At 36.5% G+C, this 14344-nt stretch carries 18 protein-coding genes; all 18 read right to left on the minus strand.

Annotated elements, in window-relative coordinates; all coding sequences use genetic code 11:
- Nucleotides 1-576: 576 nt before the first annotated feature.
- Entirely contained in the window at nucleotides 577-750 is a 174-nt protein-coding gene (locus tag D8M06_RS19795; RefSeq protein WP_158591728.1) for a hypothetical protein, read from the minus strand.
- Nucleotides 751-992: 242 nt separating this feature from the next.
- Nucleotides 993-1544 (minus strand): ribosome hibernation-promoting factor, HPF/YfiA family, encoded by a 552-nt coding sequence (gene hpf, locus D8M06_RS04655; protein WP_121203201.1) that lies wholly within the window; start codon nucleotides 1542-1544, stop codon nucleotides 993-995.
- Between the two features lie 716 nt (nucleotides 1545-2260).
- Nucleotides 2261-2614, minus strand: a complete 354-nt coding sequence (gene fliT / locus D8M06_RS04660) for a flagellar protein FliT (RefSeq protein WP_121203202.1) — start codon at nucleotides 2612-2614, stop codon at nucleotides 2261-2263.
- Nucleotides 2615-3016: a flagellar export chaperone FliS gene (gene fliS, locus D8M06_RS04665; protein WP_121203203.1), complete on the minus strand. Its 402-nt coding sequence runs from the start codon at nucleotides 3014-3016 to the stop codon at nucleotides 2615-2617.
- A 22-nt stretch (nucleotides 3017-3038) separates the two neighbouring features.
- Nucleotides 3039-4553, minus strand: coding sequence for a flagellar hook-associated protein 2 (locus tag D8M06_RS04670; RefSeq protein ID WP_241558820.1), 1515 nt, complete (start codon nucleotides 4551-4553; stop codon nucleotides 3039-3041).
- Nucleotides 4554-4569: 16 nt separating this feature from the next.
- On the minus strand, nucleotides 4570-4938 hold the full coding sequence (flaG, locus tag D8M06_RS04675; RefSeq protein ID WP_121203204.1) for a flagellar protein FlaG: 369 nt from the start codon (nucleotides 4936-4938) through the stop codon (nucleotides 4570-4572).
- Nucleotides 4939-5018: 80 nt separating this feature from the next.
- Nucleotides 5019-5237, minus strand: coding sequence for a carbon storage regulator CsrA (gene csrA / locus D8M06_RS04680; RefSeq protein ID WP_121203205.1), 219 nt, complete (start codon nucleotides 5235-5237; stop codon nucleotides 5019-5021).
- Nucleotides 5238-5684, minus strand: a complete 447-nt coding sequence (gene fliW, locus D8M06_RS04685) for a flagellar assembly protein FliW (RefSeq protein ID WP_121203206.1) — start codon at nucleotides 5682-5684, stop codon at nucleotides 5238-5240.
- Between the two features lie 17 nt (nucleotides 5685-5701).
- Nucleotides 5702-6265, minus strand: a complete 564-nt coding sequence (locus tag D8M06_RS04690) for a DUF6470 family protein (protein WP_121203207.1) — start codon at nucleotides 6263-6265, stop codon at nucleotides 5702-5704.
- Nucleotides 6266-6332: 67 nt separating this feature from the next.
- The gene (gene flgL, locus D8M06_RS04695; RefSeq protein ID WP_121203208.1) at nucleotides 6333-7208 is read right to left on the minus strand and encodes a flagellar hook-associated protein FlgL; all 876 of its coding nucleotides are present in this window, start codon (nucleotides 7206-7208) and stop codon (nucleotides 6333-6335) included.
- Nucleotides 7209-7218: 10 nt separating this feature from the next.
- A complete protein-coding gene (gene flgK, locus D8M06_RS04700) occupies nucleotides 7219-8682 on the minus strand; it encodes a flagellar hook-associated protein FlgK (protein WP_121203209.1) in 1464 nt (487 codons plus the stop codon).
- A 29-nt stretch (nucleotides 8683-8711) separates the two neighbouring features.
- Nucleotides 8712-9203, minus strand: coding sequence for a flagellar protein FlgN (locus tag D8M06_RS04705; protein ID WP_121203210.1), 492 nt, complete (start codon nucleotides 9201-9203; stop codon nucleotides 8712-8714).
- A 62-nt stretch (nucleotides 9204-9265) separates the two neighbouring features.
- Nucleotides 9266-9532 carry a flagellar biosynthesis anti-sigma factor FlgM gene (flgM, locus tag D8M06_RS04710; protein ID WP_121203211.1) on the minus strand — a complete coding sequence of 89 codons (267 nt, stop codon included), beginning with the start codon at nucleotides 9530-9532 and terminating at the stop codon, nucleotides 9266-9268.
- A 67-nt stretch (nucleotides 9533-9599) separates the two neighbouring features.
- A complete protein-coding gene (locus D8M06_RS04715; RefSeq protein WP_121203212.1) occupies nucleotides 9600-10028 on the minus strand; it encodes a TIGR03826 family flagellar region protein in 429 nt (142 codons plus the stop codon).
- A 38-nt stretch (nucleotides 10029-10066) separates the two neighbouring features.
- Nucleotides 10067-10747, minus strand: coding sequence for a ComF family protein (locus tag D8M06_RS04720; RefSeq protein WP_121203213.1), 681 nt, complete (start codon nucleotides 10745-10747; stop codon nucleotides 10067-10069).
- 1 nt (nucleotide 10748) lies between these two features.
- Entirely contained in the window at nucleotides 10749-12170 is a 1422-nt protein-coding gene (locus tag D8M06_RS04725; RefSeq protein WP_241558821.1) for an ATP-dependent helicase ComFA, read from the minus strand.
- Nucleotides 12171-12262: 92 nt separating this feature from the next.
- Nucleotides 12263-13105: a DegV family protein gene (locus tag D8M06_RS04730; RefSeq protein ID WP_121203214.1), complete on the minus strand. Its 843-nt coding sequence runs from the start codon at nucleotides 13103-13105 to the stop codon at nucleotides 12263-12265.
- A gap of 508 nt (nucleotides 13106-13613) precedes the next feature.
- A complete protein-coding gene (locus tag D8M06_RS04735; protein WP_121203215.1) occupies nucleotides 13614-14306 on the minus strand; it encodes a response regulator in 693 nt (230 codons plus the stop codon).
- Between the last annotated feature and the right edge of the window lie 38 nt (nucleotides 14307-14344).

Here is a 14344-nt window from a genome sequence, read left to right on the forward strand (position 1 = left end):
ACGGAAATACACTGCGCTTTCCGTGGGCGGCTGCTGAGCCTCCTCGAGCTGACGCTCTGCGGGGTCTCACCTAGGCTTTTTCTCCCACAGGAGTCTCCGCGTATTTCGCTTCGCTAGTTTGATTCTTTTGGCTCCCTTGCACGGTATTATCTATGTAAATATAGCCTACCACTATTAAGCTGGTTGATTGGAGCGGAGGGCAGTCGACTCCTGCGGGAAAAAGCACGTGTCTGAAGACCCCGCAGGACAAGGAAAGCTTCGTCAGTGAAACATCGCACGCAAAAAAAGTGCTCTTCTTTTTCAAGGAAGTGGTTTTCTTCCGAGGAGGCTGAGGCCGTGCCCGCGGAAAGCGACTGCCCGAAGTGGAAATCAACAAAGCACTTCGCTTAGGCATTTATCTTTAATTAAGTTAGTCAACAGTCTTTACAAAGTTCAACTCAGAGTCACTAGACGCAACCTTCTACAGTAGGTTGAACAATTCCGATTTGTTAGAACAGTAGCTTAAAAAAGAGGAGAGTAATCTGAGGATAGACTACTCTCCTAAAGGAAGGAAATATAGGGGGAACTTTTTGGAAACTATTTAGCGAGGTATTGTTTATGGTTGGTATCTGGCAGCTTCTGGGATAAATCGGTTATTCTCCGATTCGTAACAGCTATTATCTCAACCAACTGTGCAATGGTTTTCTCTTGTTGTTTTAACTTATTAAGCATATTGTTGAATGCTATTTTCTCTTGTTCATTCATTTGCACCACACACCTCCTAGTTCCATTGTCTTAGTTTTATCACACAACCCATCAATGGACCAGTTTCGTTTTTGAAATTTCAGCGCCTTTATAGGCTTTATATGTAACTAATTTCCGACTATATCCTCTTAATTTTGCGATATTCTACCAAAAATACTTGCCATATTTTAATTTCTTTATATTTATCGACATTTACCGACATATTAAAAACGGCGACTCATTATGAGTCGCCGTTGTCATTTATTTTATTATACGTTTGGTTCAATCAAACCATATTTACCATCTTTACGACGATAAACAACGTTAGATTCACCAGACTTATCGTTAGTAAATACAAAAAATTCATGACCTAGCATATCCATTTGCAAGATTGCTTCCTCTGGATCCATTGGTTTTAAGTTAAAACGTTTTGTTCGAACAATTTTAAATTCATCTTCATCATGCTGGTTATTTAAAGATTCTTTTTCCATTTTGGCAAAGGCATGCTTAGGAGCACCGTTTTGACGAGCCTTGCGATTGATTTTAGTTTTATGTTTTCTAATTTGTCTTTCAAGTTTGTCAACAACTAAATCAATGGCTGCATATAAATCTATATGTTGTACTTCACCACGTAATAGTAGATTTGGCATCGGTATAGTTACCTCGATCCGCTGCTCATCATTATAGACACTAAGATTAACATGTACGTCAGATGCTGGAGGCGTGTCAAAATATCTTTCTAATTTGCTGATTTTTTTCTCCACATAATCTTTTATTGCTCCAGTCACCTCAATATTTTCACCACGAATGTTAAATTTCATATAAAGTGTCCTCCTTTCCTTATATGTACATTATACTATGTTTATACCTAATTTTCCTGCTTTAACACTATAAAAATTGTGTCCAAATTCGTTCTTTTTTGTAAAATCATACACAAAAATTGATACAGTGCAGTTTATCGCGCAAAAGAAAATATAACATTTTTATTGAAATCGCTCATAAAAGATTATTGCTTTTGTACATGTCATAATCTCATTTTTATATAGATTATTGATTACTTTAATTAAGAATACTGCTATATGTCCGCTACGGAAATACACTACGCTTTCCGCGGGCGCTGCTGAGCCTACTCCGAGCTATCGCTCTCCGTAGTCTCACCTAGGCTTTTCTTCCCGCAGGAGTCTCCGTGTATTTCCGCTCCGCTAAGTTCCTGCTCTACTTGATTTTAACTAGAAAAATTGGTTTTCAGGAGGAACAACAACCCCAAACGTGACATTATAGGGTATAGCTTATAAATATCTATAGCAAGTAATATAGCGGGGGGGGGATTACGAAGACTCCGCAGTTATGGTTTTTCCCCGAGGAGGCTGAGGCCGTGCCCGCGGAAAGCGAAGTATTCTGCCGGAGCGAATCCTAGCACAAAACTTTCATCAGTGTAAGCGAGAGCTAACTATTCTTAATTAAATATATCAACAGTTTCTAACAACTACGAATTTTAATAAAACAAACGAAAAGAGCCTTTTTTAAAGACCCTTTATTACTTTTTCTTATCCATATACATTCCATCCATTACCTGAACATTACGATAAGGATTGATATAACTTTGATTCGTTTTCTTTTGTCTTTTCACTTGTTTCATTTCGGATTTTAATTCCGTTGATAACTTATTCATCATTGTTTGAATATCCTTATTTAAGGTCACTAATTCTTTGCCAATCTCCTTTTCTTCTTCCGTAAATGGCGATTCTAGTTGTTCCATACACTTAGCTCTTGCATGAAGCAATTCATGTACTTTATTAATAGAATCCTCTCTTTGATTGGACGGGATATCCTTATCTAGTAGATTCTTCATTTCAACCGTAATATCATATATCTTTTGAACTGGATTCATTTATACTTGTGCACCTTGTGTATAGTTTTGCTTTCTAGTTTGAATAATCACTTGCTTCCAAGTGTCACGGAATTCTGTTACAAAGCCTAGAACCTCTTCTAAGATAGCTTTATCATTTTTAATATTCGCTTCTTTTAATTGAAAGTGCAAATACTCATAAAGAGGCAATATCTGCTTCGATATTTCGATTTTCTGATCTAAAGTAATCATTAATTCTTGTATAATATTTTGTGCCTTTTGTATATTTGTATTTTTAGCCTCATAATCGTTATTTTCCATATCTTTCATCGCTTGTTTAATGAACTTCATACAGCCATTATACAGCATGAGTGTAAGTTCTCCTCCTGATGCCGTATTAACAGCGTTATTCTGATAGGTATGATAGGCTTTATTCATTACCATAAATCGTTCACTCCTTATAAGGTTACTGACCACCGAAGTTAGACATCAGCATAGCAGATTGCTGATTCATCATAGAAATTGCTTCTTCCATCGCACCGAATTGTCTCCAATATCTATCTTCCGTTTGGGTTAAACGGTCTTGAAATGCTTCCATGCGGTTTTGAATATCATCAATATTTTTCCCCAATGTATAACTCTTTTCCTGATCCCAGGTTCTGCCAGCCCGTTGGTTGATTTGTTCCTCAATGGTTGAAAGGGAGTTATTTAAATGATCCATAATCCCTAAAGTATTTGTATCGCTATCACCAGCAAAAAGCTTATATATTCCATTAGGATCAGCATTAATCGCATCATCTAATTCTCCCTCGTCAATCTCCAGTTTTCCTCCATCTAAGTAATCTTTCGTAGTGGAGATTCCAATATCGGTAAGAAGTTTAAATGAACTGCCGGTCTCCATTTTTTCATACCAGTTTTGACGCAAACTAAACATTCCGGAAGAAATAATCGAATCTCCACGCAGGATTCCACTCTTGGCTTTTTCCTCCCAAAGTTCAATTTCCTTTTCATCCATTTCTTCTTTTTGTGCTTCCGTTAAAGGGGGATAATCTCGATGTCTTTCTTCCCGCTGGGAATCATTTAGCATTTCAATTAATTCGTTATATTTATCCACGAACTCTGTAATTTTCCCTTTGATAGCATCTGTGTCAGTAGTTACTTTTAATGTAGCCGGATTACCTTCGTTGATGCCGTTAAACTCAAAAGTAATATGGTTAAGCGTATAAGTGTTTTCTGTAGTTTCTACTACATACCCATCGTTGTAGGTGAATTTAGCATTTTGTCCTCCATTTTCATTACTTTGGTGCATGTTTAATGCGTACTTAAAAAAGGAGTTTGTATCTGTGCCAAAAACAATCTCTTCACCATTTGGATTATAGTTACCTGTTCTAGTTGTTTCCATTACTACCCGTTCGGTATTGTCATCATAAAACATTCTTACATTGTTGTCCGGATCATTATTCACTTTTTTTAACACATCACTTAACGTATCATCTGCTTCTATCTCATATTCATGAGTTTTAGCTTCTCCATTTTCATTGTATGTAATAAAAGAAAAAGTTTCGTTATCAGCAATACTGTAATTAAACTCATCTACAGTTTGTCCAATTAACTTTTCATCCGGATCTATCCTTACTTTATTACTCACATTAATTGCCGTACTTGCTAATTGATGAACTTCAACCTTATAACTTCCTTCTAGTGCACTTGTATTACCAGTGGCAGTCACTACGCCTTCATCTGAGGAAGAAACTTTCTTTGTGTTATACATTTTACTCCCCTGCATACTATTAATCCCAGAGGTCAAATCCTTTAGTTCTTTCACCTTTGTATTTATTTCTCTAAATCTATCTCGCTGCCACTCCAGCTTTGTTTTATCCTGCTCCATTTTATCGAGTGGCAGTCTTTCTGCTTTCATTAAATCTTTGATAATGGTATCTGTGTCTATACCACTAGCTAATCCACCTATTCTCATGCTCATTTAAGCAATCAGCCCCTTACACCTTTTTATCAATAAGAAACCCCATGAAATCAGCCATTTCAGCGTACATATCTAATAATTTTTTGGGCGGGATTTCCTTGAGTACTTCCTTCGTACTTGAATCTATAACCGTTACATAATATCGCTCCAATTTATCATGGAGTTCAAATTTAATATTCTTTCGTATAGGTTTAATAAAATCATTTAATGAAGATACTGCTCTTTCCACTTCGTCTTTTTCTACCATGTTAAGTTTGTCTTTTAAGATCAAATAATTAGTAGTTTCTGTTACTTCTATAGGTCTTTCCGACTTTGGTGAAATATCTTTGAAGTTGTCTACATGAAGCGGATGCCCGGAAATATTAATTCCTTTATCAAACATCATCCCCGCATCTCCTTATGATTTATTTACTTTTTATATCGGTTCTTGATCCAAAGTATTTAAGTTTTTTAGATAGAATTTCCTCATTTATCTTTTAATACTTTTAACATATTAGCAGGGATATTAGCTGCTTCATTATTTTGCTCTTGAATATCCAAATAAATCTCTTTTCGATGGATTTCAACTGACTTCGGTGCTGAGATTCCCAATTTCACTTGATCGCCTTCTATCCCTATCACTTTAATTTCAATATTACTACCAATTTGTATGGATTCATTTCGTTTTCTCGTTAGTACAAGCATCTATTTTACCCCTTTCATCGAAGGCTCTGGATACATTAATGCCTTTGAGGGGTAATCTTCTTTATTGATAATAAATTGTTTTCCCAACATATGATTGGAATTAATAATTATTGGAGCTTTAAGATTGAGAGTGCTTGATGAAAAAGGATCTTTTAATGTCACAATAGAAAGAACTGCTACTTCCTTTTCACTACTAATTTCAAGAGTTTCCAAAATGTTATCATCAAGCTCAAATGAATAGTTTGGATAAATAAGGTATGGATTTGTTACGATAAATGATATATTTACCGAGCTTACTGACTGCAGTATTTGAAAAACCGGATTATCTGGAAAATCCAATAAGACAAATTGCTTTTCATCCAGAAAGCCAGGAATACCACTTGGAAATTCAATAATCTTCTCACTATCAATCTCTACTTCACCTAAATATTTCGTTTGTAATTTCATTGTTCGCACTCACCTTTTTAGACACTAATGTTCACAAATTCTATATCCAGTTCTGCTTTTTGCATCAGGCTGGTTTGCAAAGAACCTGGGCTATAATGAATGATTGGTTTATTTGTTGTTGCTTCAATAATTGGTTCATTAGTCTTAATATTAATCTGTACATCTGCAGGTTGATAATTAGTTTGGACCGAAAAATGTGATGGAATGAATTGTATACCGATAGACTTCATTTTACTAAAAGCGTGTGACACAGCCTGACGGGGGATCGGACTTCCTCCGTTTTCAATCCTCATTATCTCTGTACCTTCCCTTGCTCGTCTTGCTGTTCCTTCCTGAGCTTTCTTTATCCCCTCTTGAGCAAATTCGGTATTCAATCTAAAGATATGCTTTAAGTTCATATCTTCCCATGCCTTTGTTTGATCCATTTGCAGTTTTCCCGGTACGGTTTGTATGGATACTTCAGCTGGTGGTTGTTGAATGGAAAGGTCTGCTTTTGGCTGTTTGATTTCTAATTTTGCATCCGACTGATTCATTTGTATTTTTGCTAACTGGGACTGCATACGAATTTGTGGAAATTCCATCATAACACTCCGATTCCATTTACAATAAAGACCCTTTCCCATGTCGGGTGAAGAGCCTTATAGAGAATTATCTTAAAAAATCTAGTAATGTAGGTTGAATGATTCTTGATCCAGAAGATAGTGCTGCCCTATGTACACTTTCTTGAGATATCAATTCTGTAATTACTTTAGAATAATCAATGTCTTCATTGTTAGACATCGTTTGGGTAGCAATAATTTCTTGTTCTTTCAAACGATTCTCTACTAATTCTAATCGATTCATACGTGCACCTAAGTCTGCTCGTTCATTAATGATAAGATCAAGATTTTGATCTAATTCTTCAATACTGGTGTCCATATTCCCTTTTGTGTTTTCATCCGCATTTAACCGGCCAATAAGGCTGTCAATATTTGAAAATAATCCATCAAATACTTTACTACCATCAACACTTGCTTTGATATTTGTACCTTTAGCCACTTCCATTTGAACAGATTGATACGGTGTATCCGAAATATTCTCATTTTCGTCCACTAGCTTATTTTTAGTATCCGTTCCATTAAAAATATACTTATCATTTACTTTTGTATTGGCAATATCTATTAAATGCTCTTTTAGTTGTTCAACTTCTTGAGAAATACTTACCCGTTCATTGTTATCATACGTTCCATTATTTGCTTGAATGGCTAATTCTCTAATCCTTTGTAAGGTTTGAGTCGCTTTATCTAAAGCTGCATCTGAATTGTCGTACCAGTTATGTACTTCATTCACATTTCTCTGATACTGTTCTACTTGCAATACTTCTGATCGATACCCCATACCTTTCATCGCTATGACTGGGTCATCCGAAGGTTTGGTGATTTTTTTCCCTGTATTTAATTGATTCATATACTTATCCATCTTCTCATAACTGCTTGACAGATTACGCAGCATATTCTGAGACAACATCCCTTGTGTCACGCGCACGTTTACTCACCTACCTTCCTACTAAGCCCATATTATTGATAATCCGTTCTAATAATTCATCTGTAGCTGTCATACTTCTTGCTGCCGCATTATATGCATGCTGAAATTTCAGCATATTCGTCATCTCTTCATCCAAAGAAACCGAACTGACAGACATACGCTGGTTTTCTACTTGTGATTTGAGAATAGTCGTATTTTCTTTCATACGATTAGCATGTTCAGCTCTAACACCTAAATCTCCAATAACAGATTCATACTGTTTCTTTAAGGAACCATTATCAAGTTGACCCAGTGGATTCGTTAATACATCGGCCAGGTCCAGTGCCTTACTACCATCACCGGCTTGTTCACCAGCATTAATACTTGCTGGGTCCTCCAATATAACAGAAATAGCAGCTGCCGCACCTTCTGCACTTGTAAAGTCAGTAAAAAACGCTTGTTCATGTATCTCGTTAAATTCCGAACTCAACACATAAGCAAGTTCATCCAATTCGGACATAAAATCAGGGAGATCTCCTGCAGGTGAATTATTTATTGTATAACCAAATGAATTAATGAGACCACTTAAAGATCCGCTTGAAGTTAAAAGCTGATTCACGGATATATTTGGTTGATTACCAACTTGAATAGATGAAAAAACTTCTTGATTATTTAGATTCATATAATTATTCGAAAACGCATGTACTGTATTGGTATTGCCCTCAATTAATTCGGCAATGGAATTTCCTGCATCATCAATCATAGTGACACTCGCGACACCATCCGCTGTTTTCGACGAACTATGACTATTATCATAAGAAACGTTTATATTAACGATATTAGCTAATTGATCAAGTAATACATCTCGTTTATCATATAAATCATTTGCAGTATACCCGTGCGTCTCCAGTTTTCTCACCTGTTGATTAATTTCATTTATCTGATTCATCATCGCATTAGCGTCATTTACGGTAACGTCCATTTCACTTTTCAGATCGTTTTTAATAGACTTTAAAGAATCTGATAAATAATTAAACGTATCTGCAAGTGCTTCTCCACGTTGCATAACAACAGATTTCGCACCTGAATTATCTGGGTTAACAGACAAGTCCTGTAATGATTGCCAAAATTGATCCATGGAAGCAGATAAGCCTGTCTCTGATGGTTCGTTTAATAAATTTTCCATACGGCTTAAGGCAGCAGCCCTCGATTCCCAATATCCAGACTTGCTATTTTCACCACGGAATTGCTCATCTAGAAATTGGTCACGTATTCGATCGATAGAACCTGCTTGAACCCCAGTTCCAATTTGTCCGGGAATCTCTGCACGATTCCTGGATACAGTTGGATATGGTGCAGTTGTCTCAAAATTAACACGTTGTCTGGAATAGCCTTCTGTATTGGCATTTGCAATATTATGTCCCGTAGTATGTAATGCAGATTGCTGTGTGAATAGAGCTTGTTTTGCCATTTCCAGGCCTCGAAATGTACTCATAGAGTTCTCCTCTTACAATTAAGTTTTTGTTACACTTGAGAATCAAAAAGCGATTGTTTAATTGGCTTTGAATCTTGATTTTGATTTCCATAGTTGATATTTGCAATGGAAGGGTTTAATAACTCCATTGATAATTGAACAAATTGCATAGACTGTTTTAGTAATGCTTGGTTAAGTTCTTCTTGTAGTTTGAGCATGGTAATCTTCTCGGTTAATTCTGTAGTAACCGATGCTAACTTCTCTTTATCATTGCTGATTTCTACATGAGTAAGCATGTTTGATATTCTCACATTTTCAGAAGAAATGCCTTTTTTGATCAACCATTTTTCAACTTCGCTCTGCCGATGTAGTTCGGCCCGTTCAAGCAAGCGAGTCTGTTTTCGTTCTTTTACAAGTAAAGCCTGCAGTTTTTCAATGGATCCTTCTTTTATAATTTTTGTTTTTTCCTTAGATATAATTAATAGTTCCTCATGGACTGATACTAGTTTTTCTATTGATTGAATAATAGATTCTACGGACAAGTTGCTGTCCTCCTTCTGTGCTTGATTGCTTTCATATTAAACCTAAGCTAGAGAAGCCTAAATTAAAGTTTGTTTGACCAGAATTCAATCATTTTTTTTGCCGTCTTCTCCGGATCTACTTGATATTCTCCAGATTCCACTTGATTTTTAATAGACTGGACATATGCAGCTCGCTTTTCACTTACTTTATCATTCCCCTGTAACTGCTTGGCTTCGTTGGATATTTCTATTTGGTCCTGCTTGTTAACCTCTTTTTTTATATTAGCTTGTTTTTGTAATATATTTTTATAAGGATTAAAGTTTGTTTGATGAGGGCCATTAATTTTCATTGCTTCTCACCCCTTCATTCATTCTCATATAGTATTATTATCGGAATAATTCTCTGTATCATAAAGTCTATAATCGTTTGTATTTATCTAAGATATAATAAGTATTCGATGAATGTTCTTCTTTTTTGCGCCTTTCTTCCAATCTATTTTCAACTTGTTCTTGAATTTTTAATTCTTTCTTTAAGTCTTCTTGGCAACCTGTACAGAGTTTCCCTGATGTAATACCTTCTCCACACCCTTCACATGGGTAGGATAAATTGGGAAATTTAGATAATAGTAATCTTCTTTCTTTAATAAATTTTGTAATATACCAATCCTCGACTCCTGTACCTTCTACTATATCAAGCACTGTTGCGTTTCTGTTCTTTGGATCTCGCAAAAAAGATTTAACCGTTTGAAATACTTCTTCTTCTTTTTTATAACAGTCTTGACAGATGTCTCTAAGTCCTTTAACAAAAACTTCTCCACATCGAGAACAATTTGCTAATTCTGCCATGGTTAGCCCCTCTTTTCTATTAACCTTTGTACAAACATTTACCCGCGAACTAATGTTAAAGCATAAATTTCTGGACAATGATGATCTCTTAATAGTTTTGCAGCATGCCGTAATGTGGTACCTGTTGTATATATATCATCGACAAGTATCACTGATTTGTTAATACTTTCTTCTATGAAAAATGGATTATCAGCATATATTCTTTCCATTCTAGATTTTTTCGATTGCTTTTCCCCATGAGTGCGACATAGGGCTTCTATTGTTTCAACTGGCAAAAAATCAGCCAACATCTTTGCTTGATTGAACGCACGCTCTTTTAACCGTCTCGTACTTAATGGGATTGGGACTACTACAGCATTTTTCTTTAAAAAAGCGAACTTCTCATGATAAGCAGTAATAAACGAATGTTTAAAGGCCTCGCCAACATAATAATCACCACGATATTTCCACTTTGCAATCATATCCTTCATCATTTCGTTATATGAAAATATGGAGTAATTGAATTCAATTATCCTCTCCCCCTCTTTTTCCTCCCACCACTGGCAATCAGAGCAAACCTTATCAGCAGACCTTCTGCTGCACCGCACACAACGTTTTCCTTCTATTTTATCTAACTTCCCTTCACATACTGGACAGAGTAATTTAGGTTTTTCTAAAACAAATAAATTCCCCCAATTCACCTGTGGTATTATATCCGCATCACACCAGATACAATTCATGTTAAGAAAAACCTCCCCGTCTATTCATTAATTTAATGGAGGTAATGGCACGATCCATTGCCTCCGACCTCCCATCATGAAAAAACATGACTTCCCCAGTAGGGTCATCTACACTCCTGCCAGCACGTCCAGCAATTTGCACCAGTGCGGCCTCATCAAAGACGGGGTGACCTGCATCAAGAATCGCAACATCTACAGAGGGAAATGTTACTCCTCTTTCTAGGATAGTTGTTGTCAGTAATACTCTGAATTCTTTCCTTCTAAATTGCTGCACTTTTTCTTCACGGTTTTCATCAGCAGCATGAACCGAGGTAAGACTTTCCTCAGCATCAATAATCCCTTCTTTATTAAACATACATGCTAAAGGTGATTTAAGTTTTTCAGCAATAACAATGGTAGGTACAAAGATTAGAAGTTGACGTTCCGGATTATTTCGCTGTCTAACCCATTGGATGAACGGTCTGGGTGGTTTATTATGAAGCAATTCTCTTTTTAGAGAAAAACACATTTTTATTTTGGGAACAGGCAAAGGATGCCCATGGTAACGAACAGGAATAAAGACATGTGGAAGTTTTTTTCTGCTAATACGTTTACGATGAACTTTTCTCGGAGTAGCGGTTAAATAAATCATTGTGCTTTGAGGGACTTTAGAACGTTCTGCAGCAAAAAGAAGAGAAGGATCTGCATGAAACGGAAATGCGTCGATTTCATCAATAATGACAACATCAAACGCTTCTTGAAAACGTAGCAGTTGATGTGTTGTGGCAATAATTAATTGAGCCGCAGCTTCTTCTGTGTTGCTTCCACCGTAGAGCGCTTGAATAGGAACAGACTCAAAAGCGCTAACTAATCTGGGGAACAATTCTCGAACCACATCCGCTCGTGGGGTAGCAATACATACACGTTTTCCTAGTTGCAATGCTTGATTTATACCTGGAAATAGCATTTCCGTTTTCCCAGCACCGCATACAGCCCATATGAGTAGTTCCTTGTCATGATTAACAACAGCCATGACCATTTGATTTGCCGCTTGTTGTTGAGCAGGTGTCAATTCTCCTCTCCATGAACATGGATTTTCCTGCTGCGGCCACTTCGTTTTATCTCCTGACCATACATATAAAGGCTCACATTCCAGTACTCGACCCATTTCAATGCATTTTCTACAGTAGAAGTGTGTTTGTTTACATAAAAAACAAGGAATAGTTGCAAATAGGGATGCTTTTTGATTGCCACAACGCTGGCATTGTCTAGTGAAATTCTTTTTTACAATGGATTTGATTGGACGGAACTGCTTTTCATGAAGAAGTTGTCGAAGCAGATTATCTTCTAAGAGGATTTCATTTCTTAATAAGAGTTTTCCTGAATAGATTCTAGAAAGTTGTTCTAAGGAGGGGTCAGGAACTGAGATCATATCTTTAGACATATACCCACTCACCTTTTGTATGTTATTTTATAAACCTACCAGCTAAACGAGCTAGTAGGTTACGTTATAATAAATGTATAATTTCTTAAAGATCATTTATGATACCAACAAATACCAACGGCACCTTCACCTAGGTGTGTACCAATAACAGGTCCGAAGTAACTAATTGTCGTTTCCATGGAAGGATATTTTTCTATTAAATCTCTTTGAATATCTAGAGCAGTCTGTTCACTATTAGCATGGATAATAGCAACTTTCAGTTCTTTCCCTTTTGCAGCATCTTCTTCGAGCATTCCTGTAATGCGATTCAGAGCTTTTTTGCGCGTACGAATTTTTTCATATGGAATGATTACCTTGTCCTCAAAATGAAGAACTGGTTTGATTTGCAGCAACCCTCCCAGTAGTGCTTGTGCTCCATTTAAACGGCCACCACGATGCAAGTTCGTTAAGTCATCTACCATAAAATAGGCACGCATTGATTGTTTCATTTCATCTAAACGGCTAATAATTTCCTCTGGTGATTTATTCTCTTTAGCCATTTCTGCTGCTTCCAGTGCATAAAAGCCTTGTGCCATACAACTAATTTCGGAATCAAAGGCATAAACATCAATTCCTTCCACCATCTCACCTGCACTAATAACGGCCTGACAGGTACCACTAATCCCACTGGATAGATGAACTGAAATTACAGCTTCATATTCTGCTGCAAGTTCTTCCAGTTTGGTTGTAATCAAACCAAAGGATGGTTGCGAAGTAGTAGGCAGTTCTTCTACTTCTCTCATTTTATTATAAAATTCTTCTGTTGTAATATCTATTTCTTCTTGATAGGTTTCATTGTCAAAAACAACACTAAGTGGAATCATATGAATATCATGATGCTTTCGTACGTCAGCTGGAATATACGCTGTGCTATCTGTCATGACTGCTATCTTCATAGTCATATCTTCTCCTCTATTTCAAAATAAGCCTTTGTGCATTATTTTACATGATTCTAAAGAAAAAAGCATTAATAATTATTGTTCACAAGTTTAGGAAGCATATTCTAATATGAATCTTTATATTTTTTTGGAGTTTGTTATCTTAATTAGCAATTTTCTTGATTTATAGGCGGTTATTCTGGTTTATAGGCGTTTCTACTGGTTTATAGGCGCTCCTACCGTTTTATAGGCGCTCCTACCGTTTTATAGGCGTTCCTACCGTTTTATAGGCGCTCCTACCGTTTTATAGGCGCTCCTACCGTTTTATAGGCGCTCCTACCAGTTTATAGGCGCTCCTACCAGTTTATAGGCGCTCCTACCAGTTTATAGGCGCTCCTACCAGTTTATAGGCGCTCCTACCAGTTTATAGGCGCCCCTACCAGTTTATAGGCGCTTCTCTCACAACCACTCCAATAAAAAAACCCTAATACTAGAGTACTAGGGTTTTAACAAACTTATGCTGTAACTATATAACCTCTACCCAGCCTTTTCGAATGGCTGATACTACTGCTTGGGTACGATCATTTACATTCATCTTTTGCAGAATGTTACTGACATGATTTTTTACTGTTTTCTCGCTGATGTATAGTGTTTCTGCTACTGCACGATTACTTTTCCCGTCAGCTAGCAATTGTAATACTTGGCATTCACGTTTAGTAAGCAGGTGCAATGGTTTACGATATTCAATGCCTCTATCTGCGATTGCAGAGGCATTTTCTTTAGCGAGTCTTCGATATTCTCTCACTAAGTTATGTGTAACTTTTGGATGTAGGTACGAACCTCCATCACTTACTACTTTTATTGCTTCTATTAAAGCATCTGCATCCATTTCTTTAAGCAAGTAGCCTTGTGCACCTGTCTTTAATGCATGAGTAACATAACTTTCATCATCATGAATGGAAAGAATAATTACCTTTGTGTTTGGAAAATAGCGAACCAAATCGGCCGTTGCTTGAACACCATTTATATTTGGCATGTTTATATCCATTAATACAACATCTGGGTTGTTTTCTTTTACTAACTTCGCAGCCTCAGAACCATCATTTCCTTCAGCTACAACCTCAAAAGTTGGTTCAAATTCTAAGATTCGTTTTACCCCTTCACGAAACAATTTATGATCATCAATTAAAATGATACGAATACGTTTGTCAACGCTCATTTTTTACTCCTCCTAGATATATAAGATATATCCCTATT

The sequence above is a fragment of the Oceanobacillus halophilus genome (assembly GCF_003628505.1).
GTDB lineage: Bacteria > Bacillota > Bacilli > Bacillales > Amphibacillaceae > Oceanobacillus > Oceanobacillus halophilus.

What these genes read in the sequence shown, in the direction of transcription:
- hpf (WP_121203201.1), bottom strand. Translation starts at nt 1,544, where the DNA reads ATGAAATTTAACATTCGTGGTGAAAATATTGAGGTGACTGGAGCAATA.
- fliT (WP_121203202.1), bottom strand. Translation starts at nt 2,614, where the DNA reads ATGAATCCAGTTCAAAAGATATATGATATTACGGTTGAAATGAAGAAT.
- fliS (WP_121203203.1), bottom strand. Translation starts at nt 3,016, where the DNA reads ATGGTAATGAATAAAGCCTATCATACCTATCAGAATAACGCTGTTAAT.
- D8M06_RS04670 (WP_241558820.1), bottom strand. Translation starts at nt 4,553, where the DNA reads ATGAGCATGAGAATAGGTGGATTAGCTAGTGGTATAGACACAGATACC.
- flaG (WP_121203204.1), bottom strand. Translation starts at nt 4,938, where the DNA reads ATGATGTTTGATAAAGGAATTAATATTTCCGGGCATCCGCTTCATGTA.
- csrA (WP_121203205.1), bottom strand. Translation starts at nt 5,237, where the DNA reads ATGCTTGTACTAACGAGAAAACGAAATGAATCCATACAAATTGGTAGT.
- fliW (WP_121203206.1), bottom strand. Translation starts at nt 5,684, where the DNA reads ATGAAATTACAAACGAAATATTTAGGTGAAGTAGAGATTGATAGTGAG.
- D8M06_RS04690 (WP_121203207.1), bottom strand. Translation starts at nt 6,265, where the DNA reads ATGGAATTTCCACAAATTCGTATGCAGTCCCAGTTAGCAAAAATACAA.
- flgK (WP_121203209.1), bottom strand. Translation starts at nt 8,682, where the DNA reads ATGAGTACATTTCGAGGCCTGGAAATGGCAAAACAAGCTCTATTCACA.
- flgM (WP_121203211.1), bottom strand. Translation starts at nt 9,532, where the DNA reads ATGAAAATTAATGGCCCTCATCAAACAAACTTTAATCCTTATAAAAAT.
- D8M06_RS04715 (WP_121203212.1), bottom strand. Translation starts at nt 10,028, where the DNA reads ATGGCAGAATTAGCAAATTGTTCTCGATGTGGAGAAGTTTTTGTTAAA.
- D8M06_RS04720 (WP_121203213.1), bottom strand. Translation starts at nt 10,747, where the DNA reads ATGAATTGTATCTGGTGTGATGCGGATATAATACCACAGGTGAATTGG.
- D8M06_RS04725 (WP_241558821.1), bottom strand. Translation starts at nt 12,170, where the DNA reads ATGTCTAAAGATATGATCTCAGTTCCTGACCCCTCCTTAGAACAACTT.
- D8M06_RS04730 (WP_121203214.1), bottom strand. Translation starts at nt 13,105, where the DNA reads ATGAAGATAGCAGTCATGACAGATAGCACAGCGTATATTCCAGCTGAC.
- D8M06_RS04735 (WP_121203215.1), bottom strand. Translation starts at nt 14,306, where the DNA reads ATGAGCGTTGACAAACGTATTCGTATCATTTTAATTGATGATCATAAA.